Genomic DNA, 26,382 nt, shown 5'->3' with positions numbered 1-26,382 from the left:
CGATGGTCGAGTTCGGGGCGTTCATCACTCCCACGAACGCGGCGCCGCAGGTGCCCGTGGCGCTCGCGCGCCGCGCCGACGAGCTCGGCCTCGACCTCGTCACCTTCCAGGACCACCCGTACCAGCCGGCCTTCCTCGACACCTGGACGCTGATGTCCTGGGTCGCCGGCCAGACCGAGCGGGTCCGCCTCGCCGGCAACGTCCTCAACGTCCCGCTGCGCAACCCCGCCGTGCTCGCCCGCGCCGCCACCAGCCTCGACCTGCTCTCCGGCGGGCGGCTGGAGCTGGCCCTGGGCGCCGGCGCGTTCTGGGACGCGATCGAGGCGATGGGTGGCCGGCGGCTCGCGCCAGGGCAGGCGGTCGACGCGCTCAGCGAGGCGATCGACGTCATCCGGGGCGTCTTCGAGGACGGCACGCCACCGGCGCACGACATCCCGATCTGGCTCGGCGCGCGCCGCCGCCGGATGCTCCGGCTGATCGGCCAGAAGGCGGACGGCTGGCTTGTCACCCTCGGCTACCTCGACCCGGGCGAGCTGCGTGCCGGCAACAAGATAATCGACGAGGCGGCGGTCGAGGCGGGCCGCGACCCGGCCGAGATCCGCCGGCTGGTCAACATCTCCGGGCGCTTCGCCGACCGTCGCGGCGGCTTCCTCGACGGCCCGCCCGAGCAGTGGGTCGAAGACCTGCTCCCACTGGCCACTGAGGACAGTGTCGGCACGTTCATCCTCATGACGGATGACGCCGGCACCCTCGAACGGTTCGCCTCCGAGGTCGCGCCCGCGCTGCGCGCGGCAACCCCCGGCACCACGGCCAGCGGGCGGAGCGCGCGCGTCCGCGCCAAGCGGCGCCAGGGCATCGACTACGACGGCGTGCCACCGTCGCTCACGGCCGTCGAGCCGGGTGACATCGGGTACTCGCGCGTGCGCTCCACCTATATGCGTGGCGGGACGCCCGGCCTGGTACTGCGGCCGCGTGACACCGCACAGGTGGTCGAGGCGCTCTCCTTCGCCCGGCGGCATCCCGCGCTGCCGATGGGGATCCGCAGCGGTGGCCACGGTATGAGTGGACGGTCCACCAACGACGGTGGCATCGTCATCGACCTGTCCACACTGGACCGCGTCGAGGTGCTCGACGAGTCGACGCGGCGGGTCCGGGTCGAGCCGGGCGCGCGGTGGAAGCAGGTCGCGGCGGCTCTCGACCCGTACGGCTGGGCGATCAGCTCGGGCGACTACGGCGGCGTGGGCGTCGGTGGGCTCGCCACCGCGGGCGGCATCGGGTTCCTCGGCCGCAAGTACGGGCTGACCATCGACCACCTGCGCGCCGCCGAGGTGGTGCTCGCCGGCGGCACCGCCGTGCGGGCCAGCGCCAGCGAGCATCCAGACCTGTTCTGGGCGCTGCGCGGCGCGGGCGCCAACTTCGGCATCGTCACCTCGTTCGAGTTCGAGGCGGACGAGGTGCGCGAGGTCGGCTGGGCGCAACTGGGGTTCGCCGTCGCCGACGTGGCCGGGTTCCTGCGCCGCTTCGGCGAGACCGTCGCGGCCACGCCCCGCGACACCACGCCGTTCCTGCTCGTCAGCCCGCCCCGGCGCGGTCAGCCGGCGGTCGCGCAACTGTACGGGATGGTCGACTCCGCCGACCCGGACACGGTGATCGCCCAGCTGCAGCCGTTCGCGGAGCTCGCGCCCATGTACCAGCAGGAGGTGGTGATCGCGCCCTACGCCGCCGTGATGGGCATGGCGCCCGACAGCGATCACCAGGGGCGGGGCGAGCCGATCTCACGGTCGGCGTTCATCCGCGAGATCACACCCGAGTTCGCCGCCGTCTCCGCCGACCTGCTGCGGGGTGGCGACGTGTACTGGTACCAGCTGCGCACCGTCGGCGGAGCGATCGCCGACATCGAGCCCGACGCCACCGCGTACGCCCACCGCGACGCCGGTTTCCAGGTCACCGCGATGGGCACCGACAGGCGGCGCCTTGACGTTCTGTGGGACTCGATACGCGGGCACTTCGATGGCCTGTACCTGAGCTTCGAAACCGACCAGCGGCCCGAGCGGATCGCGGACGCCTTCCCGCCGCGGACGCTGGCCCGGCTGCGCGAGTTCAAGGCCCGCTACGACCCCGACAACGTCTTCCGCGACAACTTCAACATTCCGGTGGGGAAACAATGACCGACTACGGGCACGATCTGCTGTTCGGCACGTTCGTCACGCCGTCCGTCCAACCCGTCACGCACGCCGTCGACCTGGCGGTGGTGGCCGATCGGGCCGGCATCGACCTGGTCACGTTCCAGGATCACCCGTATCAGCCCCGGTTCCACGACACCTGGACGCTACTGTCCTATGTGGCCTCTCGCACCGAGCGGGTACGGGTCAGCGGCAACGTGCTCAACCTGCCGCTGCGGCAGCCGGCCGTACTGGCGCGCGCGGCGGCGAGCCTCGACCTGCTCTCCGGTGGACGCTTCGAACTGGGCATCGGCGCGGGCGGCTTCTGGGACGCGATCGAGTCGATGGGCGGGCGGCGCCTCACTCCTGGCCAGTCGGTCGGCGCGCTGGAGGAGGCCATCGCGGTCATCCGGGAGATCTGGGCGGCCGGCAAGCCCGGCGGCGTACGCGTCGACGGCGAGTACTACACGGTGAAGGGCGCCAAGCGCGGTCCCGCCCCGGCGCACGACATCGGCGTGTGGGTCGGCGCGTACAAGCCGAAGATGCTCGCCCTGACGGGGCGCGTCGCCGATGGCTGGCTCCCGTCATTGGGGTACCTGAAGGGCGGCCCCGACGATCTGCGCGACCTGAACGCCCGCATCGACGACGCCGCGGCCAGCGCCGGCCGCGACCCGTCAGCGGTACGCCGGCTGCTGAACATCGGCGGCCGCTTCGCCCCGACCAGCCGCGGCCCGCTCGACGGCCCGCCCGACCAATGGGCCGAGGAGTTGGCCGAGCTGACCCTCGAACACGGCGTATCCGCCTTCATCCTGGCCACCGACGACACCGCGACCATAGAGCGCTACGCCGCCGAGGTAGCCCCCGCGACCCGGGCCCTCGTCAACGCCGCCCGCCACCCGGCTTGACTCTGACACCGTGTCAGGGGGGAGCGTGTAGAGCGTGTTCAGTATCGGAGACTTCGCCAAGCTGGGCCGGGTGTCCGTCCGGATGCTGCGTCACTACGACGCGATCGGGCTGCTCGTCCCCGCGCAGGTCGACGCCGGCAGCGGATACCGGTCCTACCGGGCCGAGCAGCTGCGCCGGCTCAACCGCATCCTGGCGCTGAAGGATCTCGGGTTCACGCTCCAGCGGGTTCAGTCGATTCTCGACGAGAAGCTCGGCGCCGACGAGTTGCGCGGCATGCTGCGGATGCGCCGGGCTCAGCTCCAGGAGCAGATGGCGGCCGACGCGGCCCGGTTGGCAAGCGTCGAGGCGAGGCTCCGGACCATCGAGAGGGAGGGACGCATGAGTACGGACGACGTGGTGGTCAAGCAGGTGCCGCGGACACGGGTTGCCGAGCTGGCGGCGGTCGCGGCGAGCTACGAGGGAAGCGACATCGGGCCGGTCATCCAGCCGCTGTACGACGAGCTTTTCCGGCGCCTCGGGATGGCGGGTGTGAAGATCTCCGGACCACCCATCGCGTACTACGCCGCGGCGCCCGCCGAGTCGCCGGAGGCGGTGACCGTGCACGCGGCGGTAGCGGTGGCGGTCGAGCCCGATCCGGGCTACGACTTCGCCGTGCTCGACCTGCCGGAGCTGCCCAACGCGGCGACGATCGTGCATCACGGTGCGATGGACGAGGCCGACCGCAGCATGCACACTCTGGCCCAGTGGATCGACGACAACGGTTACAAGATGGAGGGTTACGCGCGCGAGGTGTGCCTGGAATTCGACCCTGACGACCCCAGCAAGTGGGTCCACGAGTTCCAGGTATCGATCCGTTGAAAGGTCGATGAAAGGCGCGCACCGCACACCCGGGGGATCAGGAGCCGATCTGCTCCTGGGCCTGCCCCGGGGCGCCGTGGTCGCGCAGCTGGCTCTCCAGATACGCCATCAGGCGCGTGCGGTACTCGCGCTCGAAGTTTTCGAGCTCCTCGATGTGCTTGAGCGTCGCGCTGCGCTTCGCGTCGAGGCCGCCCATCGCCTCCTGGTGCCGCTGGCGCGCGTCGCGCTCCAGCGCGTCGGCCTTGGCGCGCGCGTCGCCGGTGACCTCGGCGGCCCGGGCCCGCGCCTCGGACAGCACACCCTCGGCCTCGCGCCGGGCGTCGACGACGTGGTCGTCGGCGGTGCGCTGCGCCATCATCAGCACCCGCACGGCCTGGTCACTGTCGGCGCCGCCACCGGCGGGACCGCCCATGCCGCGCACCTGGTCGAGCTCGGACTGCATGGCCCGCGCCGCCTGGTCGGCGGCCGCCGCGTCGCGCTGGGCGCGGTCGAGCTGCGACTTCATCCGGCTCAACTCCGCGACCATCCGCGGCTCGTCGTCCGAGCCGCCCGGCAGGCCACCGTATGAGCCGCCGCGCTCTACCTGCGCGCGCAGCTGGTTGTTCTCCTCGATCAGGCGGGCGAGCTCGCGCTCGACCTCGTCGAGGAAGGCGTCGACCTCTTCCTCGTCAAACCCCCGCTTGCCGATCGGGGGCTTCTTGAAGGCGACGTTGTGCACATCGGCCGGAGTAAGCGGCATCGGAACTCCTCAGGTCAGCGGCCAGCTTATGCCGTGACCAGATAGTCGTCGGCCTCGGGGCTCCACTCCAGGCGCACCGACCCGTTCGTGGCGGCCGCCTTGCAGAACTGAAGGAAGCTGCGGTAGCCGAGTTTCTTCTCGCTGAAGTCCGGCCGCGCCCTGCGCACCTGGTTCTTGAGGCCCGACAGCGCCACCGCGCTCTTGCCGCTGGTCAGGTCGGCCACCACGGAGCGTAACAGCGCGAACGCCACCTCCCGATCGCCGTGTTCGGGCAGTGACACCTCGGGGTCGCCCTTGGCGGGTCCCTCGCCAAGATCGATCACATTGTGCTCGGCAAGGTGCCGGAGCAACTCGCCGAACGTGCGGAACCCGTAGTCGGACTCGCTGAACGTCGGGTCCTTGCGCAGCAGTGTGCGCTTGAGCGTCGAAGCGGTCACCGCACCGCCGGAACTACCCTGCAGGCCGGCCACCGTCTGGGCAACCAGGACGGACAGCGTGTCGACGTCGCGAGCCGGCTCCTCAGCCGAGGGCTCTTCCACCTGCCGCGGATCCGGCTCCGGCGGACGTGCCGGCCGGGCACGCCGGACGCGCGCGGCCGGGAGGTCGACGCCCTCCAACCGGTCGTAGTAAAGGAACTCGTCGCACGCGGGCGGCAGCAAGGCCGATGTGGACTTCTCGACACCGACGCCGATGACGCGCTTGTTGAGCTCGCGTAGCTTGTGGACCAACGGGGTGAAGTCACTGTCACCCGTGCAGATGACGAACGTCGAGATGTAGCCGCGTTCGAACGCCAACTCCACCGCGTCGACCGCCATCTTGATGTCCGCGGCGTTCTTGCGCGAAGCACCCATCCGTTGAGGCATCTCGATCAGCTCGACGTGCGACCGGGTCAGCATCCGGCGATCCTCGTCGAAGAATGACCAGTCGGCGTAGGCGCGGCGCACCACGACCCGCCCCCGCTCGGCGAGCGCGTCGGCGATCGGCCGGAAGTCGAACGTCATGCCGCCCCGATCGCGCGCCCCGAGCGCGAGATTCTCGTAGTCCAGGAACAGGGCGATGCGATCTTCTTGATCCACGCGAGTCAGCCTACGCCCCAGCGGCGCGCCGGACCGTCGACCCAGCACGGCCAAAGCAGGATCAGAATCGGACAACCGCGCCGCGACCACGGCACGGCCCGCCGGTTCCCTCAGGTCCGCCGCCAGCATTTCGACGTGTACGCCGTAGCGGTCACGCAGTTGTCTGGCGACTCGTTCCGCTGCTCGACGCCGCCTCCATCCTGGACCTCTCTAACGTGCCAACGCCGCTCTCAGTTGGGCGTAGGTGGACGCCAGTTTGCGCAGCGCGGCGGCCGCGGTGAGGTGGTCTCCCGCCACCAGGTCGTACTGGACGCCGCCGAGCAGCCGCGCCTGCGCGTCGGTGATCTCGGCGGCGGTGTCGTATCCGATCCGGCCCAACCAGGCCGATGCGTCGGCGAGCCGGCGGGCACCCACCCGCACCGCGAAATGCACGAGGTGGCCGTGCGTCTGGGCATCGGGCCCGGCGGCGACCAGATCCGCGATCCGCTCCACCGTGCCACCCGCGTCGGGAGACGCGTCCAGCCATCGCGCGGCGCCGGGCAGCGAGCCGCGCAGCGCCGTTTCCGCGTTGACATCGTCGACCCGCCGGAAGCCGGCCCGCATGGTGAACGGCGTCGAGGGATAGGGAACGGTCTCGGCCCGCCACGCGGCCACGAACGCCTCCAGTGGCAGCGTCACGTACGGATGGCCGTGCGGGTCGTGAAGCGTCACCGTCGCATCGTCCACAGTGAGCACCACGACGAAGTGGTCCGAACCGATGGGCCCGTCCATGCCCGGCACGTAGCGCAGCAGCCCGAATTCCACCGGCCCGACCAGCACGGGGCCGGCCTCGCACGCCTCGCGTAGCCGGCCGATCGCCTCGGTGGCGGTCCCGCCGGCGGTGCGATCGCACGTCCAGCCCAGCGCCGTGATCGCGGGCGTGAGCCCGATGTCGGGATCCCAGCCGGCCGGGCTGAAGTACGGCAGGCCGGCGATGAATGTGGCACCGAACGGAGAGCCGGTGAGCACCTCGATCGCCGAGGGCTCGGGCGCGTGGGAGCCCATCACCATCGCGAGGGAGTTGGCGTAGCAGTAGGGCCCGGAACCGATGTATGGAATCCTCATGCCCGCAAGCCTGCCAAAATGTGGGTCTAATCCGGCACTCCCGGCGGCGCGTGAGGTGTGTCACCACCGCACATTTCACGACGCAGGACGCCAACGATACTCGGTCCTATGTGGTCTGGCGCGAGTGGGCGGCGTACCAGTGAGCGTGTTGCGATATCGGATCGATCGGTCCGATCCCGCCCGCCGGACGAGTTCGCCGTGCTGCGTTCCACCGCGCCGCCGGCACAACTCGGCGAACGTCCGCAACTCCACCTTGGACACGCCGGTCGCGAGTGCGGCCCGGAGGGACGCCGCGCGTCGATCAAGGGCAATCGCATGGATCAAGGGCGTATGCACGCGGAAATGAGATCCAACTACGTGCATTTGCCCTTGATCGGCGGGCGAGGCGGGCGCCAGCGGCCCGGGCGCCAGCGGCGCGGGCGGCGCCCGCGGGGTGGGGTTAGATCATTAGGACTATCTTGCCCTGGGCGTGGTTGGCTTCCAGGTGGCGGATGGCGTCGGCGGTTTCGCTCAGGGGGTAGGTGCGTTCGATGACGGGCGTCAGGGTGCCGTCCGCGACCATTCCCGCCAGCCGCTCCAGGTCGGCGACGCTGCGTTTGGTGACCGCGACCCGCACCTTGCGGCGCCGGTAAAACGGTGCGGTGGCGGCGATGGCGGCCAGCCTGGGCAGCGAGCCGAGCACGCGGCCGCCCGTGCCGCTGGACGCCACGAATACGCCATCGGGGGTGAGCAGCCGGCGCAGCGCTCCCACCGGGTATCCGCCGGCCAGGTCGACGATGACGTCGAAGCGGGCCGCGCGTTTGGTGACGTCGTCGCGGGTGTAGTCGACGACCTCGTCGGCGCCGATGGAACGGATCAGGTCGGCGTTGCGGGTGCTGCACACGCCGGTGACGTGGGCGCCGAGTGCCTTGGCGAGCTGCACCGTGAACGTGCCGACGCCGCCCGACGCCCCGTTGACGAGTACGGTGCTGTCGGGGCCGGTGCCGCCGAGGCGGAGCGCCTGGAGGGCCGTGGTGCCCGCGATCGGCAGCGTGGCCGCCTGCTCGAACGTTGTCCCGTCGGGTATCCGGCCCAGGTGCGTGGCCCGCGTCGCGGCGTACTCGGCGAAACCGCGCTGGTTGACCTCGCCGAGCACCCGGTCGCCCACCGCCAGGCCGGTGACTCGGGCGCCGACAGCGGCCACGGTGCCGGCGATGTCACGCCCGAGGATGTTGACCCGGGGGCGCCGGATGCCGGTGGCGAGGCGGGCGACCTTCGGGAAGCCGTGCAGCATCACGATGTGGTCGGCGAAGTTGATGGACGAGGCGCGTACCCGGACGAGCACGCCGTCGGGTCCGATCGAAGGGGTGTCCACATCGGCGTACCGCAGCACGTCGGAGCACCCGTACTCGTTGTAGACGATCGCCTTCATCTCCGTCACCCCTTCCGGACCTGCTTGACGGCCTCGGTGACCGAGTGCGCCAGCGTGCTGACAGCGGCGACGATGACTCCGATGTAGACCCAGCGGTTCGCGTCGTCGGACCAGCCGGCCGCGGCGATGAACTCGGGGTTCAGGATCCGGTCGTTGGCGCCGAGCGCGATCAGCAGGATCGAGCACGCGATCGTCGCGAGCGCCCCACCGATGGCGATCGGCACGTTCCAACGGCCGTAGTACCGGGCGAACGAGAAGCCGAGCGCCACGACGACGAGCGCGATCAAGCCGTAGACGACACCGGTGTCCCACAACCACGGTGACAGCAGGCCGATCGGGTCGCCGTCGGCGTCCTTTTCCGTGCTCACCACGGGTGTCAGGAGGATGAACGCGCTGAAGAGCGCGGTCGCGGCGGTTTCGAGGACCAGTTCGGTGTACCTGAGGCGGCGGCTCGGCGGCTCGGGGAGCGCGTCGGGCGTCCAAGTGTTGATCACCCAGTGCTGGCCCGGAAAGCGCTCGATGAACGCGAAGAGCAGTGTGGTCCAGAATCCGATGTGGATGGCCGCGGTGAACGTCGCGCCGAACGCGTCGGCCACCACCGTGCCGGCGTCCGCGTCGTCCATGGCGCGCACCAGCGCGACGATGGCCGCGACCGCCGGAAGCACCGTCGCGAGAAGCGTGGCGAGCAGTCGCGTGTAGTCGAGGAACAGGGCCGGCCCGATGAGGTGCAGTGGCCGGTCGGCGTATCCGGCGGCGAGCCGCTGCGGGTCGCCGAGCTCGGTGAGCACGGCCAGCTCGGCCGCGCTCGGGTCGGTGCCGCCGTCCACGCGGTCGTCGACGGCGTCGGCGATGGAGGCGCGCAGCTCACGCTCGATGTCGGGGCGCTGGCGGGCGGGCAGGCGGCGCAGGGTCGCGTCGACGTACCGGTCGGTGAGGGTCATGACTCGCCTTTCAGGCTGCGGAACGCGGCGTCGAGCTCGTCCCAGTCGTGGCTGAGGGTCTGTGCGAGTGCCGTGCCGTCGGCGCTGGTGCGGTAGAACTTGCGCGGGCGGGACTCGTCGGTATTCCAGTCGCTGGTCAGCAGCCCCTGCTTCTCCAGGCGGCGCAGCAACGGGTAGAGGGTGTTGGCGTCGACAGTGAAGCCGTACTTCTCGAGCAGGTCGAGCAGGGCATACCCGTAATTCGGCTGCTGGAGGATGAGGAGGCAGGCGAGCACGACTGTGCCCCGGCGCAGCTCCTGGAGGTGCGTGGCGAGCAGCTCATCTTCGGGCATGCATCACACGATACTGTGTGGCGCACACTATTGTAAAGCGGCCACCCTCAGATCCAGCCTTCCTCCCAGGCGCGGTGGGCGGCGGCGTGCCGCGAGCTGACGCCGAGCTTGCCCATCGCCGCGGACAGGTAGTTGCGAACCGTGCCGGGAGCCAGGTGAACCCGCGCGGCTATCTCGTTGACCGAGTCGCCAGTTCGCGAGGCGCGCAGCACCTCCAATTCCCGGTCGGTCAGCGGGCAGGCGCCCTCGGTCAGCGCCGACGCGGCGATTTCCGGGTCCACGTAACGGTTTCCGGCGGCCACATCCCGCAGGATCTCCGCGAGCCGGCTCGCGGGCGTCGTCTTCGGCACGAACCCGGTGACGCCTGCCGCCAGCGCGCGCCGCAGCACCGCGGGACGGGCGTGCCGCGTCACCAGCACGATCCGGGTGGGGAGCGCGGCACGGATTTCTGTCGCGGCACTCAGCCCGTCGGTCGGTGGCATCTCCAGGTCGAGCACCGCGATGTCGGGCCGGTGCTCGAGGGCGAGCCGCACGGCGTCCGTCGACGTCGACGCCTCGGCCACGACGGTGACGTCGTCTTCCAGTGCCAGCAACGCCGCCAGCGCGCCCCGGATCAGGTCTTCGTCGTCGGCGAGCAGCAGGCGGATCATGCCGCACCCACCGGGAGGGCCGCCGCGACGACGAACCGGCCGCCGTCGTGGCTCCAGGTCAGTTCGCCGCCGGCGGTCGCCAGCCGCGCCGCCAGGGTTTCCAGACCACTGGGCGTGCCGGGTGGTCCGGCGCCGTCGTTGCTCACGCGCAGGCGCGCCCGGTCGGCCTCGATCCGGTACTCCACAGTGGCGTGTGCCGCGCGGCTGTGGCGCAGCACGTTCGTGGTCGCTTCGCGCATCACCAGTCCCAACAGGTGCCGCCCGGAGTCGGAGAGCCGGTCCTGGGCCGGTGCCACGTCCATCCGGGCGTCGATGTCGGCCGCCGCGAGCACGCGCGTCGCGTTGGCTATCTCGTCTTCGAGCGTCGTGCGCCGGTACCCCTGTACCAGCGCGCGGGTGTCGCGCAGCGCGTCGGCCGCGAGCCGCCGCACCTCGGCCATCTCGGCGGCCGCCCGCGCCGGATCAGCCGCCACCAGCCGTTGCGCCAGCTCACTCTTGAGCGCGATGACCTGCAGGTGGTGCCCCTGGATGTCGTGCAGGTCGGCGGCGAACCGCAGCCGCTCGTCAGCCACCGCGAGCTCCGCCGCGAGGCGGCGCGCGCGGTGCAGGCGCTCAGCGACGTCCCACACCCACAGTGGACCGAGGGTCACCCACGCCGTGAAGACCAGCAGACCGGCGGGAAACGCGGCCGCATAAGGCAACTCACCGTCATCGGTGGCCAGGCTGGCGAGCGTCCCTGGTACCGTCAGCGCGGCGGCCGCCACGGCGATGGCGACCCATTGGCGTCGCGGCGGCAGAAACGTGGCCGCCACCGATACCACGATGGACGGTGCGACCGCCCACAACTCGTTCCGGTCGGCGAGCATGGCCGCACCCAGCACAGCGGCCCCGACACCCGCCGTCCCGAGCCACGCGGCGCCCGGCTCGGCGCCCGCTATGCGACGGCTCAGGAGCACCACGGTCGCGCCGACCGTCATCACAAGCGCGGCGGTGCCGGCCACCCGCGCCCACCCGGGCGTCCCAGAGTCGAGCAGCCAGCCGCCGGTGACGAGGACGAGCACGACCACCGTCATGCCGGCCACCGCCGACCAGGTGTACCAGCGCAGCACCCGCATCCAGCCATTCTGGCAGCTCAGGGACCCGGTCCGCGCGTGACAAATGTCAGAAGACCAGGTGTGGATCCGTCACTACCGGCCGCACATCGGGTCCGCGAGTCTGGATACCCCTACCTGGTATTGGAGGAGTGACATGACCCGGTGGATTCCGCGGCGCTGGCCGGTCCTGGTCGCCGTCGTGCTGGCTGTGCTCACCGTCGGTGGCAGCGTGACGGCCAGTACCGTGACGGCGATGGGCGAGGTCCTGCCGTTCCTGCCGCTGGTGTATCTCGTCGCGACCAAGCTCCGCCGACGCGCCGCGTCCTGGCCCATCCTGATCGGCGGCTCAGTCGTCCTGTTTGGGCTCAAACTGATCGACGCGGTGTCGCCAGCCGTGTTCTTCGTCCTTGTGGCCCTGCTTGTGTTCCTGTGGGGCGCGGTCGGCGGCGACCTGCGCGGGTCTCGCGAGTTTCGCATCCAGTCGCTCGGCATGCTTGGGTTCGGCGCGCTCGCGCTCGTCGGGCTCGCCGTGGACCCCGACCTCGGGCGGTACATCGTCGGCGCCGGCTGGCTCCTGCACGGTGGCTGGGACTTCGTCCACCTGCGGAGGGACAAGACGGTCGCACGCTCGTACGCCGAATGGTGCGGGGTCCTCGACGTCCTGGTCGGCCTCAGCCTGGTGCTGCTGTGAGGGTCTACTCCAGGTGCCAGCGGGACGCGGACACGCCCGGCAGCGGGTCGTCGTCGACGGTGACCGTGCCGACCACCGCGCCGGCGGCGTCCCTGGCCCGCACCACGTCGCCGGGCTTGACGCCGATGCTGAGCAACGCGGCGGCGTCCTTGGCCGGCACCTGCGCCACCACGGTGTCGCCCCGGACGACCTCGACACCGTTGGCGTTAGCCGGAGTCACCACGAGCGTGGCCGTGTCGTGCAGTCGCACTACCACGACCGAGGACGGGTCGCCGGGGTCGGTGCGGGTGCCGAAGGACACGCTGGAGCCCACGCCGTTGCTCACGGGATCGATCGCGTCGTACCGGATGGACAGCTCGCCCCGCCAGCCGCCGCCCACCGCGGGCGCCGCCGCCATCGTGCCCGTCCCGTCGTACATTTGCCCGTTGGCGTCCTCGCCGGCACCGCTGATGCGGCCCTGCCAGATGACCTTCGGCAGGCCGGTCACCTCGTAGCCCCAATGGCCGTTGGCGCTCATCACCTCGTCCCGGGCTGAAACGGGGTCGCGTACACCGCGTATCCCCGACAGAGCCGTGGCGTACTCGGCCTCCGTGATGCCCTCCGGCGCGAGCCACCCGGGGGCAGGCCCCTCTTCGCGCATCACCCCGTCGCAGGTGACCCGCCACCACTCCGGCTTGGCGTCCTGCGGCGCGCGCGCCAGGTACGAGCCGGTGGCTTCGGGCTGCCAGTCCTTGACCGCCGGCCACGGCGCGGACTCGAAGTCGCAGTCGCCGGCGGCGAGCGCGATCTGCACGACCGGGGCACCGGCGTCGCCCTTGCTCAGTTCCATCTCCACATAGGGCTCCAGCGCGTCGCCGACCCGGGTCGCGTCGGCGGCCAGCTTGTCCACTGTGGCGCCACGGTCGGCGACCAGCCAGCGCGAGGCGTGGGTCCAGAAGTTCGGCGTCGGAGCGGTGCGGGCCAGCGCGACAAGGGCGATCCGGTACGGTCCGATGTCGTCGAGGAACAGCACCCTGACCTCGCGGTACTTGCCTGCGGGCTGCTGCTGCGCCACCGCGGAGGCGAGCGCTTGGAGGTACATCTTGTCGCCCGCCAACCCGCCGCGCGGCGGTGACTCGTAGAGGCGCTCGCTCCAGGCTTGGACGTGGGTCCAGTTGGAGTCGGACTCGTCCGCCAGATTCGGCGCATTGTCTCCCTGTACCCGAACGGCTGTCATGGCACCGGCGGCGACCAGCGCGACCAGGCCGACCGACGCGGCCGCCGTGCGCTGCCGGCGGCGCCGGCGCCAGCGTGCGCGCACCCGGTCGTAGGGGTCGGGTTCGGGGGTGAGGTCGTCGGCCATGTCGCCGAGGACCTTGATGACCCGCTCGTCCAGCGTCATTGGACGCTCCTCTCCGTCGCCAGCGGTGCCAGCGCGTCACGCAGTCGCGCGAGCCCTCGCGAGGCGCGACTCTTGACCGTTCCGACCGAGCAACCCAGCGCGGCCGCCACCTCGGCTTCCGGCAGATCGGCCAGGTATCGCAGCACGATGACCGCCCGGGTGCGGGCCGGCAGGGCGCGCATCGCCCGGTACACGGTCTGCCGCTCGTCGACCGCGGTGGTCGTGTCGCGGGCCGGGCGCTCGGGGAAGAAGGCGGTGACGACCTCGCGCGCCCGGTACCTGTGCCACAGGCTGGTGTGGTGATTGATCATTATGCGGCGAAGGTAGGCCAGCGGGTCGTCGATCCGACGCCACCGGCCCATCGCCTTGACCAGCGCCGACTGCACCAGGTCTTCCGCCTCGTGGGCGGAGCCGGTGAGGTGGTAGGCCACGCGCAACAGATCGGTGTACCGCGTGTTCACGAACTCGCGGAAGCTGTCGTCGTCGGATGCCACTGTGTCCCCGCTCTGGTCGTCTAACCATCACGAGCGCGACGGGGTGCCAAAAGGTTGAAGGCTACGACGAGAAAAATGCGCTCACGCGCCGTCGAGGGCGGCCAGGAGGTCGTCGACCCGGACCCAGCCGCCCTCGTCCAAGGCCAGGCCGAACCGCTCAGGCGCGTGGCGCAGGGCCAGCGACATCCGTTTGCTCAGCTTGACCATTTCTCGTTGATTCACGCCTCACATTTTGTCATCCAGCGCCTCACGATTTTTCGTCAAGCACCTCGCGGAGGGTGACCGCGAACGCGTCGGGGTCGCCCTTCATGCCGAACTCGCCGCCGAGAAAGCCACCATGGTGGCTGGGGAACGTGACCGGCTCCGTGCCCAGCCGCCGCGCGACCGCCTCGCCGGCCCGGTGTGCCATCTCGCCCTCCGACTCGGCGCCCACGCCGACGACGATCCGCGTCGAGGCGGCGCGCAAGGCGTCGAAGTCGTGCTCGTGGTGGGTACAACTGACGAGGTTCTGCGCGAACAGCACATCGTCACGGGAACCGTCGTCGGCCGGCATCCCCATGTCGGCCGGGTTCAGCGCGGGCAGCTCGCCAAGGTCGGCCGGTACCGGTCCACGATGGCCACTCACCGCGATGAACTTCGCCATCGCCGCGCCGAAGCCGCCGCGTTGATAAGTACCGTGGATGTCCATGATGGCGGCGCTGGCCTGCTCGCGGTCCGGGAGCACGGCGGCGGCCGGCGGCTCGTGCGCGACGAGCGTCCGCACCTGGTCGGGGTGGCGCGCGACGAGCGCCAAACCGTTGACGGCGCCGCCACTGCTGGCGAAGATATCCACCGGTCCGGCGCCCAGCGCGGCGATCAGGCGGTGCAGGTCGTCGGCGTGCTGCTCGGGAGTGGATTCGGCGGCGCCGTCGGTGCGCTCGCTGCGGCTGATGCCGCGCGGGTCGTAGGTGACGACGGTGCGGTCGGCGAAGTGGCCGGCCAGGCTGGTGAAGCCGCTGGCGTCCATCGGTGAGCCGATCATCAGCAGAGTGGGAGCGTCGCCGCCTCCGGCTTCGCGTAGGTCGTAGCGCAGGACGGCGCCCGGCACGTCCAGGGTGTGGGTCTTCGGCTCGATCATGTGCTGCCCCTTTCATGGCTGTCACCGGTCAGACTGCCGGAACCCCGGAAACTCATCGCCCTTTTGTGCAGGGTGAAACAGGTCCCTGGTTGACTGGGTGTGACCAATCCGGCCGGCCATTCGGAGGAATCGATGCGAAACGCCGAACTCGCGAAGCTCGACGGGCTCATTGGCGAGTGGAAAACGACCCTGTCAGACGCCTGGTTCCTCGAGCCGCCGGGCACCGAGGTGCCGGCCGCGACCACCATCGAGCGGCTCGGGGAGTCGTTTCTGGTCGTGCGGATCGAATTCGGTGGCGGTGCGCACAATTCCGGGATGAATCTTGTCATCGGACGCAGCGATGCGAACGACATCTACGTCGCGCTCTACGAGGATGAGCGCGGCGTGTGCCGGCAGTACGCGATGACTTTCGACGGCGCGCGCTGGATCCTGAACCGCGAGGACCCGGACATGTACCAGCGGTTCATCGCCGACGTCGAGAAGGACCGGATCCTCGGGCGCTGGGAGGCGTCCGAGGATCAGGGCAAGACGTGGCGGAAGGACTACGATCTCACCTTCGAGCGTTCCCGCGGCTGACCGAAGGCACCAGCGCGACTAATTGACGCAGTCCTGGGTAGTGGTTTCAGCATCGGACCTATCAAGGAGGGAACGATGACGGGTACCCAGGAAACCGGTCACGTCACCGGCACCAAAGACAAGGACTACAACATCATCTGGTTCACCGAGGCATGCCTGGACAACACGCTGCGCCTGGAGACGTACATCCAGGACGCCGAGCGCGATGGTGACCGCGAGTTGGCCGAGTTCTTCCGCCGGGCACAGGAGGAGAGCCGGAAGGGTGCCGAGAAGGGCAAGGAGCTTCTGCGCTCACGCCTGGTCGGCTGACCGGCTATTCAGGTATCGGGTCCACAGCGGACCTTCTGTGATCGATGCGCAGGTCGGGTGCGGGCTCGGCGTACGCCTCCCGGGCATCCGAGTCGTCGAGGATCGCCTCGGCCTGCGCTTCGGCGTCGTCGCTTCCGGCCGCCCGCTCCTCGGGGAGCAGGTGGTCGGCGCGCCGCTGTGTTCGATCATCCATGTGGCCCCGGTACCCGACCGGCTCCGCGGCTAATCATCAGAGCAGGTCGGCCAGCAGGGTCGCGGCGCGCGCCGCGCCGTCGCCGTCGACGGGCCGGTACCGCACCTCCCGGCCGATCTCGGAAGCGATGGCGTCCGCGAGCGTATCGGGGTCGATGTCGTCATAGTCGAGGCGGCGGCCGGCACGGTGCCGGCGGAGCCGGTGCGCGACGTGGATCTGCTGCTCGAAGTGGTGCCGCAGCGGCACGTAGATGAACGGCCGGCCGGCGGCGGTCAGCTCCATGCAGGTGGTGAGTCCACCTTGGACGATTGCGAGGTCGCTGGCGGCGAGGTGGCGGTGCAGATCAGGCACGAAAGGCCGGATCTCCAGGCGTTCGGCTGGACGGAAGGACGACGGGTCGATGCGCGGGCCGGTGACGACGACCATGCGTAGCCCGGGCACCCGTGCGGCGGCCGCGTCGAACGAACCCACCACTCGGCGCAGCAGGTGCTCGCCGACACCGGAGCCGCCGACCGTCACGACGCAGACGCGCTCGTCGGGGGCGTACCCCAACTCGGCGCGCAGTGCCGCGCGGTCGGCCACACCGGCCGGGTCGAAACCCGTCACGTAGCCGGCGAAGTCGTAGTGCTTCTCGGTCCAGTCGCGGATGCGTGGCAAGCCCGGTCCGAAGGCGTCATCGACCACGTCGTCAGGGTCGCCGACGAAGATGGCCCGGTCGCGCATCCGGGGGTACCGGGCGATGTGCTCGATCATCTCGGCGTTGTAGTCGGCGGTGACGAGGCTTTCCCGCTCGCCACCGTCGGGCATCGGCAGGTACCCCACGAAGTCGGTGAACCACGCGTACGCGAAGCGCTTCAGCTCCGGGTTCTCGTGCAGGAAGTAGTCGACCTCCCACGCCTCGTCGCCGACCACCAGGTCGTACGGAGCGGCCCGCACGGCGTCGTGAAACACCATGAAGTTCGACAGCAGTACCTCGTCCATGCGCCGCAGCGCCTCGAAGCAGTGCAGGTCGTGCTCGCCGGCCTCGTCTTCGATGTGCGCCGACTCGTTGGCGAGCCAGGCGCTGGCGGGGTGGACGCGTTCGCCGGCCGCTTCCAGCACGCGGGTGACGGGGTGCTGCGCCAGCCAGTCGATCTGGACGTCGGGGTGGCGTTCGCGCAGGGCGGCCGCGATGGCGACGTCGCGCCGGGCGTGACCGAGCCCGATGGGTGAGCTGAGATAGAGCACCCGCTTGGGCCGGTGCCGCCCGCGGGTCCAGGTGCGTGGCGGGGGAGCGGCTGTCCGGAACCGCGCCGCGAAGTCGCCGATCAGCATGTTGACGCGTACCGGGTCGCGGGCGAGCGGCACGTGCCCGGCGCCGGCGAGAATGACGAGTTCGCCGCCGGTCAGCTCGCGCAGGATCTCGCTGCGCCGCACCGGGCTGATCCGGTCGTCGTCGCCGTGGATGAGCAGTACCGGACAGGCCAGCCGCCGGCACCAGGCGGCCAGGGTGTCCGCGTCTGGCGTGCGGGCCTTGCTCTTCGCCACGAGCACCTGACCGCTCGTGTCGCGGCCCCAACCGACGCCGTCTTCGATCTGCTTGGTGGAGTGCGGCTCGGGGAAGCACTGGCCGAGAAAGAACCAGAGGAAGTCCTCGTGCTCCTTCTCCCAGTACTCCCGGTTGTACTTGGCCCAGTGCTCCGCCGGGTCCGGCTGGACGCGTGGCACGCGCGACGGCTCGACGTCGGGCGCCGGGCCGGCGAGGGAGATGCGTGCGTCCCGCTCCTGCGAAGGTGGTGTCAGCGCCACGGTGGGTCCGATGAGGACGGTGCCGTGCACTCTGGACGGTTGGTTGGCGGCGATGTCGAGCGCCCAGTTCGCCGCCATCGAAAGCCCCACGAGCACCGCCCGATCGGTCCGCGTGGCGTCGAGCACCGCCAACGCGTACGCCACCTGCGACTCCTGCGCGTAGGCCGCCGGGTCGAGCGGGCGATCCGAGCGTCCGTTGCCCGGGCCGTCGTAGGTGACCACCCTGAAATGCCGTGCCAGGTATGGCACCTGGCCCTTCCAGAATCGCTTGTGGATGATCGTCCACGTCGGCATCAGGAGGATCGTCGGCCCGCCGCTGCCGTGTACCTCATAGTGGATTTTCACTCCGCCGTGCTCGACGAAGCCTTCGCTGTCCGGCAGCCGTGCCCGCATGATGCGCCTCCGAATCCTCAGTGTGCGCGCTCGACCGCGGCGGTGGGCACGCGTGGCACGAACCGCGGCACCTCGTCGGCGTATCGCTCGTACCGCTCGCCGAGCTCGCGCCGCAGGTCGTGCTCCTCGAACCGGACCGCGACCAGGATGTAGGCGCTGGCCGTGGCGGCGAACAGCAGCCGGCCCACGCTCATGTCGGGTGCCGCCCAGAACGCGATCAGGAAGCCGACCATGATCGGGTGCCGCACCAGCCGGTAGAACAGCGGCTGCCGGAATCCGGGCTCCGCATACGCGCGGTGGCGGGCGCGGGCGATCGCCTGGCGCAGCCCGAACAGGTCAAAGTGGCCGATCTGGAACGTGCTGCTCACCAGAATCGCCCATCCGGCGGCATACAGGACCCACAGCGTGGCGCGTGCCCAACCGGCCTGCACGGACCAGATCTCCTCCGGCAGCGGCCGCCACTGCCACAGCAGCAGCGCCACCACGAGGCTCGCGGCCAGCACATACGTGCTGCGCTCGGCCGCGGGCGGCACAATCCGGGTCCAGCGCCGCTTGAACCACGGCCGCGCCATCACGCTGTGCTGCACCGCGAAGAGCGTGAGCAGCGCCGCGTCGACCAGGACCGCGACCCAGGCCGGGCCGCTGGCGCCGTCGTCGACGTCTTTCGGGACGCCGACCCCGGCGAGGAAACCGATCGTGTATGCGAACACGAGAAGAAACAGCAGATAAGCGAGTGTTCCGTACCCCAGGACCAGGATTCGCCTTGCCATGACGATCCCCCTTGACATGATCGTTCGGTCGACCGACCGAATCCTCTGCACGCTATCATTCGGTCGACCGACCGAACAAGAGGGAGACGGGATGACGACAGCGGTACGGATCATGGAGGCCGCGCGGGCGTGCCTGCTCGCCGACGGGTATGCCAGCCTGTCCACCCGCAAGGTCGCCGACAAGGCCGGGATGCCGCTCAGCCAGATCCACTACCACTTCGGGGGCAAGCGCGGCCTGGTGCTCGCGCTGCTCGACCACGAGAACCAGCTGCTCGTCGGGCGGCAGCGGCAGATGTACGCCGCGTCGGAGCCGCTGTGGAAGCGGTACGAACAGGCGTGTGATTTCCTGGAGGACGACCTCGCTTCCGGGTACGTGCGCGTGCTCCAGGAGATGATCGCGGCGGGCTGGTCGGACATCGAGGTGGGGCAGCAGGTGCTGTCGATGCTGCGGGGCTGGTTCGTGGTACTGGAAGAGGTGGTCCGGGAGGCGGAGGCCCGCTTCGGGTCCCTCGGTCCCTTCTCCCCGGCGGACCTGGCGTCTCTTGTCGGCCTGGCGTTCCTCGGCGGCGAGGCGGTGATCCTGCTCGGTGACGACGAGTGGGCCGCGCGGGTGCGCACCGCGTTGCGCCGCGTCACCGATCTGTTGCGCACGCTGGAAGAGGCATCCGTCGATTGACAAAGTTTGACGTCCCGACTTACTCTGCGTGCCCGGTGGCATGCGGTTGGAGGGAGCGTCATGGCTGGCTCGCGAATCGGTCGACTACGCCGCGTGGGGGTGATCACCGGCGCGGTCACGGCGCTGCTGGTCGGCCTCGGCATCACGGTCGCGGTGAACGCCCAGGCGGCCGCCGGCTGCCGGGTGGCGTATTCGACCGCCAGCCAGTGGCCGGGCGGCTTCACCGGAAACGTGGCCGTCACCAACCTCGGCGACCCGATCAGCGGCTGGAGTCTGGTGTGGACATTCTCCAATGGGCAGCGCGTCACGCAGGCGTGGAACGCCACCGTGACCATGTCGGGCAGCCAGGCCACCGCGGTCAACGCCGGTTACAACGCCGCGATCGCCACCAACGCGACGGTCTCGTTCGGCTTCAACGGGTCATGGACCGGAAGCAACACGGCGCCGACCTCGTTCACGCTCAACGGCGTGGCGTGTACGGGTAACGTCGGCGGCACGCCGACGTCCGCTCCACCGACCAGCGTCCCGCCCACTAGCGCCCCACCCACCACGCCGCCGCCGGCGGGCAACGCGATGGCCGCCGTCGCCGCCATGCAGCCCGGCTGGAACCTGGGCAACTCGTTCGACGCGGTGGGCGCCGACGAGACGGCGTGGGGCAACCCGCGCGTCACCGAAGCGTTGCTGGACAACATCCGCGCGCAGGGCTTCAACAGCATCCGGATCCCGGTCACCTGGAGCAACCACCACGGCGCCGCGCCGAGTTACACCATCGACGCCGCCTGGCTGGCCCGGGTCAAGGAGGTGGTCAACTGGGCGCTCGCCGACGGGTTCTACGTGATGATCAACATTCACCACGACTCGTGGCAGTGGATCAACACGATGCCCACCGACCGTGCCAACGTGCTCAACCGGTACAACGCGCTGTGGACCCAGCTCGCCGCCGCCTTCCGTGACTCGCCGTCGAAGCTGGTGCTCGAAAGCGTCAACGAGCCGCAGTTCACCGGCGCGTCCGACGAGGCGCAGAGCATCGGTCTGCTGAACGAGCTCAACACGTCGTTCCGGAATATCGTGCGCCAGTCCGGCGGCGGCAACGCCTCGCGGCTGCTGGTGATCCCGACCCTGCACACCTCCGCCGACGCGGCGCGGGTCGACCCGGCCCTGTCGTGGTTCACCTCGACCAACGACGCGAACCTCATCGCGACGGTGCATTACTACGGGTACTGGCCCTTCAGCGTCAACGTGGCCGGCGGCACCCGCTTCGACGCCACCGTCCAAAGTGACCTGACCGGCGCCTTCGACCGGGTCTACAACGCGTTCGTCTCGCGCAACATCCCGGTCATCGTGGGCGAGTACGGCCTGCTCGGCTTCGACCGCCACACCGGCACCATCGAGCAGGGCGAGAAGCTCAAGTTCTTCGAGTTCTTCGGCTACTACGCGCGCAGCCGGCAGCTCACCACGATGCTGTGGGACAACGGGCAGCACTTCGGGCGCACCTCGTTCCAGTGGAGCGACCCCGAGCTGACCGCGCAGATGAAGTCGAGCTGGACCACCCGCTCCGGCACCGCGTCCAGCGACCAGGTGTACGTGCCGCGTACCGGCTCCATCACCAGCAAGTCGCTGACGCTCAACCTGAACGGCACGAGCTTCCAGCGGCTGAGCCAGGGCACCACCAATCTCGCCAACGGCACCGACTACACGGTGTCCGGCAGCACGCTCACGCTGACCGCCTCGGCGGTCACCCGGCTCGTCGGCAACCGCGCCTACGGCGTCAACGCGAACATTCAGGCCCACTTCTCGACGGGCGTGCCGTGGCGGATCAGCGTCATCACGTACGACCCACCGGTGCTCGCGGGCGCCACCGGTACGACGAGCGCTTTCGCGCTGCCGGCGCAGTTCCGCGGCGACCAGCTCGCCACGATGGAAGCCAAGTACGCCGACGGCACCAACGCCGGCCCGCACAACTGGACCTCGTTCAAGGAGTTCGACGTCGCTTTCGCGCCCAACTACACGGCCAACACGATTACACTGACATCCGCTTTCTTCGCTGAGGTCAACGACGGGGCGCGGGTCGCGCTGACGTTCCACTTCTGGAGCGGCACGACCCTCACCTACTACGTCACCAAGTCCGGCAGCAACGTGACCGGCAGCACCACCTGACCCCGTCCGGCCCCGGCGACGCACCGACCGGGGGAGGGGCAGGGCATGGATGAGGTGGTGCTGCGCGGCGGCCGGCCTTGGGGCAGCGACGGCCCGATGGACGTACTGATCCGAGCGGGAGTCATCGAGCGGATCGAACGACGGGTCGACGTGCCGGACGCCGCCGTGCTCGACGTGTCCGGGCGGCTGGTGCTGCCCGGGCTCGTCGAGTCGCACTGCCACCTCGACAAGACGCTCTACGGCGGTCCGTGGGTGCCGCACACGGCCGGCGACGCGCTGAGCGACCGGATCGCCACCGAGCGCCGCCGCCGTGGCGAGGTCGGCGTGCCCGACGTCGACCGGATCGCGGCCCTGCTGGAGCGGATGGTGGTGTCCGGCACCACGCACGTGCGCAGCCACACCGACATCGACCCGGCGCTCGGACTGTCCGGTGTAGACGCGGTCAACGCCGCCGTCGAGCGTCTCGGCGGCGCCATCACCGTCGAGCAGGTCGCCTTTCCGCAGTACGGGATCCTCGTCAATCCCGGCACCGCCGACCTGCTCGACCGGGCCCTCAAAGCCGGTGTGGCCGCCGTCGGTGGCCTCGATCCGGCCGGTTTCGACCGCGACCCCGTGCGCCACCTCGACGTGGTGTTCGGCCTCGCTGAGGAGCACGGCGTCGCCATCGACATCCACCTGCACGACGGTGGCACCCTTGGCGTGTGGCAGCTCGAACTCATCGCCGAGCGCACGGTCGCCACCGCACTGGGTGGCCGGGTCGCGGTCAGCCACGCCTACGGGCTCGGCCGGGCCGACAGCGCCACCCAGCAGCGCGTCGCGGACCTGCTGGCCGCCGCCGGGGTCGCCGTCGTGACGGCCGCCGTGTACGACTTCCCGGTCGCCCCGGTGAAGACGCTCCGCGCGGCCGGCGTCACCGTCGCGTGTGGACACGATGGCATCCGCGACCTGTGGGGCCCGTACGGCAGCGGCGACATGCTCGAACGAGCCATGCATCTGGCCTACCGCAACACGTTCCGGCGCGACGAAGACATCGAGCTGGCGCTGGAGGCCGCCACGTACGGCGGCGCGGCGCTGCTGGGGCTGGGGGAGTACGGGCTGCGGCCCGGCGCACCGGCCGACCTGGTCGTCGTCGACGCGCGCACACCCGCCGAGGCGGTCGTCACCCGGCCGCCGCGTGAGCTGGTCCTCAAGCGTGGGCGGGTGGTCGCACGCTCCGGTAGATTGATCAGGTGACTGGCGTACATCCGGCGTGGCTGCCGGCGGAGGCATTCCGGGCGGTCAACTCGCGACGCGTCGCGGTGCACGGCGAAGGGCTCCTCGTCGACACGGTGCGGGCCGAGGTCGCGGCGGCGGAGTCGTCATCTCCTGAGTTGGTGCTTTCCCTAGCGGCGTCGCCGGGCTCGCGCGGCGTCCTCGGTGACGACGGGTTCACGCTCGAACGTGCTGACGGCGTCACGAGGATAGTGGCCGAAGCGCCCGCCGGCCTCCTCTACGGTTTCTTCCACGTGGTGCGGCTCGGCGAAGCGGCCTTCGGTGCCGACCGCCCGGTCGAGGTGCACCGGCCCGCGCTGCGGCGGCGCATGGTCGACCACTGGGACAACGTCGACATCCACCCGATCATGGGCCAGGTCGAGCGCGGCTACGCGGGTGGGTCACTGTTCTGGGAGCGCGGCGCTCTGCGCGCCGATCTGAGTCGGGTACGCGATTACGCGCGGCTGCTGGCCTCCTGCGGCATCAATGCCGTGGCTATCAACAACGTCAACGTGCACCGCACCGAGGCGCACCTGCTCACCGACCGCCTCGGCGAGGTCGCCGCGATCGCCGCCCACCTGCGCCCGTACGGCATCCGCACGCACCTGTCCGTCAACTTCGCCTCGCCCATCGTGCTCGGTGGTCTGGCCACCGCCGACCCGCGCGACCCCGCCGCCCGCCAGTGGTGGGAGGTGACCACGCGCCGTGTCTACGAGACGATCCCCGACTTCGGCGGCTACGTCGTCAAGGCGGACTCCGAGGGGCAGTCCGGCCCGTTCGCGTACGGGCGCAGCCACGCCGAGGGCGCCAACATGCTCGCCGACGCGCTCGCGCCGCATGGGGGAGTGGTGCACTGGCGGGCGTTCGTCTACAACCACCGCCAGGACTGGCGTGACCGCTCCACCGACCGCGCCCGTGCCGCGTACGACCACTTCGCGCCGCTCGACGGCCAGTTCCGCGACAACGCGATCCTCCAGGTCAAGCACGGCCCGATGGACTTCCAGACCCGTGAGCCCGTCTCGCCCGTCATCGCCGCCATGCCCGGCACCCGCCTGGCGGTGGAGCTGCAGGCCACCCAGGAGTACACCGGGCAGCAGCGGCACGTCTGCTACCTCGCTCCGATGTGGAGCGAGGTGCTGCGCTTCCAGCCTCACGGCGACGGTGGCCCCGCGGTGGCCACTCTCGCCGGGAGCGGCGGGCTGGTGGCCGTCTCCAACGCGGGTGACGATCCATTCTGGACAGGACATCCGCTCGCTCAGGCCAACCTGTATGCCTTCGGGCGTCTCGCCTGGGCGCCCGACGCCGACCCGCTCACGATCCTCGACGAGTGGATCGGTCTCACGTTTCCCGATGCCACGCCGCAGCTGCGGCAGGCACTGCACGCCATGATGGACGACTCGTGGCGCACCTACGAGCGATACACGGCGCCGTTGGGTGTGGGCTTCATGGTGCGCCCTGGCCGCCACTACGGTCCCGACGTCGACGGCTACGAGTACTCGCCCTGGGGCACATACCACTTCGCCGACCGCGACGGCGTCGGCGTCGACCGCACCCGCGCCACCGGCACCGGCTACACCGGCCAGTACCCGCAGCCGTGGGCCGATACCTACGAGTCGGTCGACACGTGCCCGGACGAGCTGCTGCTCTTCTTCCACCACGTCCCGTACGGGCATGTGCTGCGCAGCGGCTCGACCGTCATCCAACATATCTACGACACGCACTTCGCCGGAGCCGACGAGGCGGCACAGATCCGGGACGCGTGGTCCGCCGTCGGCCACCTCGTCGGGTCCGATGTGGACGACCGGATGCGGGAACGCCTGGACGAGCAGGTGCGATCGGCCGCGGAGTGGCGCGACCAGATCAACACGTACTTCTATCGCAAGTCCGGCGTCCCCGACGCCAAAGGCCGCCGCATCTACTGACACGAAAGGCGTGCCGTCACCGCGCGAGACCGCGCGTTGCGGGCATCGGTGCAGCTTGGCTTCGGTGTTTCGGTCAGCGTCGAAACGTCCGCGTCGTACGGTCGGGGCGTGATGACGGAAGCGCCAACCTCGCACCGATGTCGTCGGCCTGGGCGCTCGGCCAGATCGTCGTCCTCGGGCTCGGCCCAGAGGGGCAGACCGCTCAGAACCTCGCATCCCGCCCCGACCTGGTAATCAACCTACCGGCCGCACACCAGTGGGAGGCGGTCGAACGCCTCGCACCGCTGACCGGACGCCATCCCGTGCCCGCGCACAAACGCGACCGTTTCCGCCACGAGCCGGCGAAGTTCGCGGCCGCCGGCCTTCAAACCCAGGTGTCCCAACGCGTCCGGCCGCCGCGCGTCGCTGACTGCCCGCTCCAGATCGAGGCCCGCGCGACGCGCGTCGCCCCCGATGCCACCGGCGGGTTCATCATCGTCGAAGCAGCGGTTCTGGCGGTACATGCCGACGCCCGCATCGTGATTCCGGGGACCGACCACATCGATCCGTCCGCGTGGCACCCGCTGATCTGCAGCTTCCGGCACTACTTCGGGCTGGGCGCCGAACTCGGTCACAGCTTCCGTTCGGAGACTGCTGCCAGTGTCCGTCACTTGTCGTACTCGGGTGGGCAAATGGCGGTGGAAGGAGCGCAAACTGCCACGTAACTCGGGATAAAGACCTTGTGCCGGCCACCTTCATATTCGTAAACCAGCTCAACGCCCCGGCGAGCGGAGCGCCCCGGTGCGATGACCTCGTACCCGATCTGAAGCTCGATCCAGCGGTCCTCGCCCCGCATCGGAGGCTGGACGATGAGGCCCTCGACGGGCATACCGCCCGCGGCGTGGGGCGCGTCAGGCGGAAATCCCGGTGCCTGCTGAAACGATCCGACCTTGAAATCCGGCGGCAACATGCCCGGGTTGACCCGCGCCAGGATGCCGACGACACGCACACTTCCACCATCGTCCATGAGCGGCTTCGCCGAGATCAGACGCAGCGGCCCGCGCGCCGCTGGCGTGACCCTGATCAGATTCAGCCCGTCCGTGAATGTCACGCCTACGTCTTTGGAGGTGTACCAGCCGTACGCTGCTTGGTCCGTCTTGAGCTCGTCGCCCGGCGGCCTTACGCCCACGGCGTAGTAGATCGACACGACTATCGCGGTCACCGCGATCACACCGGCCGTGGCAACCGCGACGAGTATGCGGATCTTGCGGCCCCCGCACCGTGGCCGCGTATCCACTCTCGCATCGGTCGCTGTGCTCAAGCTATGCACCGATCCGAAGCCACGTCGGGCAACGCATCCGAGACCGCCTCGGATCAGGTTGCCCGATTGGCCAACGCCCGCAGTAGCACCG

The 26,382-nt window shown here is 70.1% G+C and carries 26 protein-coding genes and 1 pseudogene; 11 read left to right on the top strand and 16 right to left on the bottom strand.

The window, feature by feature from the left end:
* Positions 1–2: 2 nt before the first annotated feature.
* The 3 genes from QMG73_RS10200 to QMG73_RS10190 are packed head-to-tail and all read left to right on the top strand — an operon-like array spanning position 3 to position 3,926.
* Positions 3–2,168 carry an LLM class flavin-dependent oxidoreductase gene (locus tag QMG73_RS10200; RefSeq protein WP_281894003.1) on the top strand — a complete coding sequence of 722 codons (2,166 nt, stop codon included), beginning with the start codon at positions 3–5 and terminating at the stop codon, positions 2,166–2,168.
* Complete coding sequence (locus tag QMG73_RS10195) at positions 2,165–3,067, top strand: LLM class flavin-dependent oxidoreductase (RefSeq protein ID WP_281894002.1); 903 nt, start codon at positions 2,165–2,167, stop codon at positions 3,065–3,067. The genes QMG73_RS10200 and QMG73_RS10195 overlap by 4 nt, the downstream gene beginning before the upstream one ends.
* Before the next feature lie 34 nt (positions 3,068–3,101).
* Positions 3,102–3,926 (top strand): MerR family transcriptional regulator, encoded by an 825-nt coding sequence (locus QMG73_RS10190; protein ID WP_281894000.1) that lies wholly within the window; start codon positions 3,102–3,104, stop codon positions 3,924–3,926.
* Between the two features lie 52 nt (positions 3,927–3,978).
* On the opposite strand, the pseudogene QMG73_RS10185 reads toward QMG73_RS10190, so the two are convergent.
* The 8 genes and pseudogenes from QMG73_RS10185 to QMG73_RS10150 all read right to left on the bottom strand — a co-directional run.
* Positions 3,979–4,665 (bottom strand): annotated as a pseudogene (locus tag QMG73_RS10185) (DivIVA domain-containing protein); the annotation flags it as partial.
* A 26-nt stretch (positions 4,666–4,691) separates the two neighbouring features.
* On the bottom strand, positions 4,692–5,741 hold the full coding sequence (locus QMG73_RS10180) for a PIN domain-containing protein (RefSeq protein WP_281893999.1): 1,050 nt from the start codon (positions 5,739–5,741) through the stop codon (positions 4,692–4,694).
* 210 nt (positions 5,742–5,951) lie between these two features.
* Positions 5,952–6,845 carry a hypothetical protein gene (locus QMG73_RS10175; protein ID WP_281893997.1) on the bottom strand — a complete coding sequence of 298 codons (894 nt, stop codon included), beginning with the start codon at positions 6,843–6,845 and terminating at the stop codon, positions 5,952–5,954.
* A gap of 439 nt (positions 6,846–7,284) precedes the next feature.
* Entirely contained in the window at positions 7,285–8,256 is a 972-nt protein-coding gene (locus QMG73_RS10170) for an NAD(P)-dependent alcohol dehydrogenase (RefSeq protein ID WP_281894382.1), read from the bottom strand.
* Positions 8,257–8,261: 5 nt separating this feature from the next.
* On the bottom strand, positions 8,262–9,197 hold the full coding sequence (locus QMG73_RS10165) for a permease prefix domain 1-containing protein (protein ID WP_281893996.1): 936 nt from the start codon (positions 9,195–9,197) through the stop codon (positions 8,262–8,264).
* Positions 9,194–9,529: a PadR family transcriptional regulator gene (locus QMG73_RS10160; RefSeq protein ID WP_281893994.1), complete on the bottom strand. Its 336-nt coding sequence runs from the start codon at positions 9,527–9,529 to the stop codon at positions 9,194–9,196. Before QMG73_RS10160 ends, QMG73_RS10165 begins: the two co-directional genes overlap by 4 nt.
* A gap of 47 nt (positions 9,530–9,576) precedes the next feature.
* A complete protein-coding gene (locus QMG73_RS10155; RefSeq protein ID WP_281893992.1) occupies positions 9,577–10,179 on the bottom strand; it encodes a response regulator transcription factor in 603 nt (200 codons plus the stop codon).
* Complete coding sequence (locus QMG73_RS10150; RefSeq protein WP_281893989.1) at positions 10,176–11,294, bottom strand: sensor histidine kinase; 1,119 nt, start codon at positions 11,292–11,294, stop codon at positions 10,176–10,178. Before QMG73_RS10150 ends, QMG73_RS10155 begins: the two co-directional genes overlap by 4 nt.
* Before the next feature lie 133 nt (positions 11,295–11,427).
* Here QMG73_RS10150 and QMG73_RS10145 point away from each other — a divergent pair, with 133 nt between their 5' ends.
* Positions 11,428–11,964: a hypothetical protein gene (locus QMG73_RS10145; protein ID WP_281893988.1), complete on the top strand. Its 537-nt coding sequence runs from the start codon at positions 11,428–11,430 to the stop codon at positions 11,962–11,964.
* 4 nt (positions 11,965–11,968) lie between these two features.
* Here QMG73_RS10145 and QMG73_RS10140 read toward each other — a convergent pair whose 3' ends face one another.
* The 4 genes from QMG73_RS10140 to QMG73_RS10125 form a co-directional block, all read right to left on the bottom strand.
* Positions 11,969–13,345 (bottom strand): hypothetical protein, encoded by a 1,377-nt coding sequence (locus QMG73_RS10140; RefSeq protein WP_281893987.1) that lies wholly within the window; start codon positions 13,343–13,345, stop codon positions 11,969–11,971.
* Positions 13,342–13,839, bottom strand: a complete 498-nt coding sequence (locus QMG73_RS10135) for a SigE family RNA polymerase sigma factor (protein WP_281893986.1) — start codon at positions 13,837–13,839, stop codon at positions 13,342–13,344. Before QMG73_RS10135 ends, QMG73_RS10140 begins: the two co-directional genes overlap by 4 nt.
* Before the next feature lie 81 nt (positions 13,840–13,920).
* Positions 13,921–14,061 (bottom strand): RNA 2'-phosphotransferase, encoded by a 141-nt coding sequence (locus tag QMG73_RS10130; RefSeq protein WP_281893985.1) that lies wholly within the window; start codon positions 14,059–14,061, stop codon positions 13,921–13,923.
* A gap of 25 nt (positions 14,062–14,086) precedes the next feature.
* Positions 14,087–14,956, bottom strand: coding sequence for an alpha/beta fold hydrolase (locus QMG73_RS10125; protein ID WP_281893984.1), 870 nt, complete (start codon positions 14,954–14,956; stop codon positions 14,087–14,089).
* Between the two features lie 99 nt (positions 14,957–15,055).
* Here QMG73_RS10125 and QMG73_RS10120 point away from each other — a divergent pair, with 99 nt between their 5' ends.
* Both QMG73_RS10120 and QMG73_RS10115 read left to right on the top strand, forming a co-directional pair.
* Entirely contained in the window at positions 15,056–15,532 is a 477-nt protein-coding gene (locus tag QMG73_RS10120) for a hypothetical protein (protein WP_281893983.1), read from the top strand.
* Positions 15,533–15,607: 75 nt separating this feature from the next.
* Positions 15,608–15,841, top strand: coding sequence for a hypothetical protein (locus tag QMG73_RS10115; protein ID WP_281893981.1), 234 nt, complete (start codon positions 15,608–15,610; stop codon positions 15,839–15,841).
* Between the two features lie 4 nt (positions 15,842–15,845).
* Here the strand turns inward: QMG73_RS10115 and QMG73_RS10110 are convergent, their stop codons facing one another.
* From QMG73_RS10110 to mddA, 3 genes are read right to left on the bottom strand one after another with little or no spacing between them, the layout of a single operon-like run.
* Positions 15,846–16,034 carry a hypothetical protein gene (locus tag QMG73_RS10110; RefSeq protein ID WP_281893979.1) on the bottom strand — a complete coding sequence of 63 codons (189 nt, stop codon included), beginning with the start codon at positions 16,032–16,034 and terminating at the stop codon, positions 15,846–15,848.
* 36 nt (positions 16,035–16,070) lie between these two features.
* On the bottom strand, positions 16,071–18,215 hold the full coding sequence (locus QMG73_RS10105; protein WP_281893977.1) for an alpha/beta hydrolase: 2,145 nt from the start codon (positions 18,213–18,215) through the stop codon (positions 16,071–16,073).
* Between the two features lie 17 nt (positions 18,216–18,232).
* Entirely contained in the window at positions 18,233–18,985 is a 753-nt protein-coding gene (mddA, locus tag QMG73_RS10100) for a methanethiol S-methyltransferase (RefSeq protein ID WP_281893975.1), read from the bottom strand.
* Between the two features lie 91 nt (positions 18,986–19,076).
* Here mddA and QMG73_RS10095 point away from each other — a divergent pair, with 91 nt between their 5' ends.
* Genes QMG73_RS10095 through QMG73_RS10075 form a run of 5 tightly spaced genes read left to right on the top strand, consistent with a single transcriptional unit; the run spans position 19,077 to position 25,695 of the window.
* Entirely contained in the window at positions 19,077–19,661 is a 585-nt protein-coding gene (locus QMG73_RS10095; RefSeq protein ID WP_281893973.1) for a TetR/AcrR family transcriptional regulator, read from the top strand.
* A gap of 60 nt (positions 19,662–19,721) precedes the next feature.
* Positions 19,722–21,818: a cellulase family glycosylhydrolase gene (locus QMG73_RS10090; RefSeq protein WP_281893972.1), complete on the top strand. Its 2,097-nt coding sequence runs from the start codon at positions 19,722–19,724 to the stop codon at positions 21,816–21,818.
* A gap of 45 nt (positions 21,819–21,863) precedes the next feature.
* A complete protein-coding gene (locus QMG73_RS10085) occupies positions 21,864–23,051 on the top strand; it encodes an amidohydrolase (RefSeq protein WP_281893971.1) in 1,188 nt (395 codons plus the stop codon).
* Positions 23,048–24,991 carry an alpha-glucuronidase gene (locus QMG73_RS10080; RefSeq protein ID WP_281893970.1) on the top strand — a complete coding sequence of 648 codons (1,944 nt, stop codon included), beginning with the start codon at positions 23,048–23,050 and terminating at the stop codon, positions 24,989–24,991. The genes QMG73_RS10085 and QMG73_RS10080 overlap by 4 nt, the downstream gene beginning before the upstream one ends.
* Positions 24,916–25,695: a flavin reductase family protein gene (locus QMG73_RS10075; RefSeq protein WP_281893969.1), complete on the top strand. Its 780-nt coding sequence runs from the start codon at positions 24,916–24,918 to the stop codon at positions 25,693–25,695. Before QMG73_RS10080 ends, QMG73_RS10075 begins: the two co-directional genes overlap by 76 nt.
* Here the strand turns inward: QMG73_RS10075 and QMG73_RS10070 are convergent.
* Positions 25,638–26,291, bottom strand: a complete 654-nt coding sequence (locus QMG73_RS10070; protein WP_281893968.1) for a hypothetical protein — start codon at positions 26,289–26,291, stop codon at positions 25,638–25,640. The two genes, QMG73_RS10075 and QMG73_RS10070, sit on opposite strands and share 58 nt — an antisense overlap.
* Positions 26,292–26,382 lie beyond the last annotated feature (91 nt).

It is taken from the genome of Phytohabitans aurantiacus, from assembly GCF_027923225.1.
GTDB classification, from domain to species: Bacteria; Actinomycetota; Actinomycetes; order Mycobacteriales; family Micromonosporaceae; genus Phytohabitans; species Phytohabitans aurantiacus.
The sequence above is the reverse complement of the archived record's forward strand: the minus strand, read 5'-3'. Positions and strand labels throughout refer to the sequence as shown.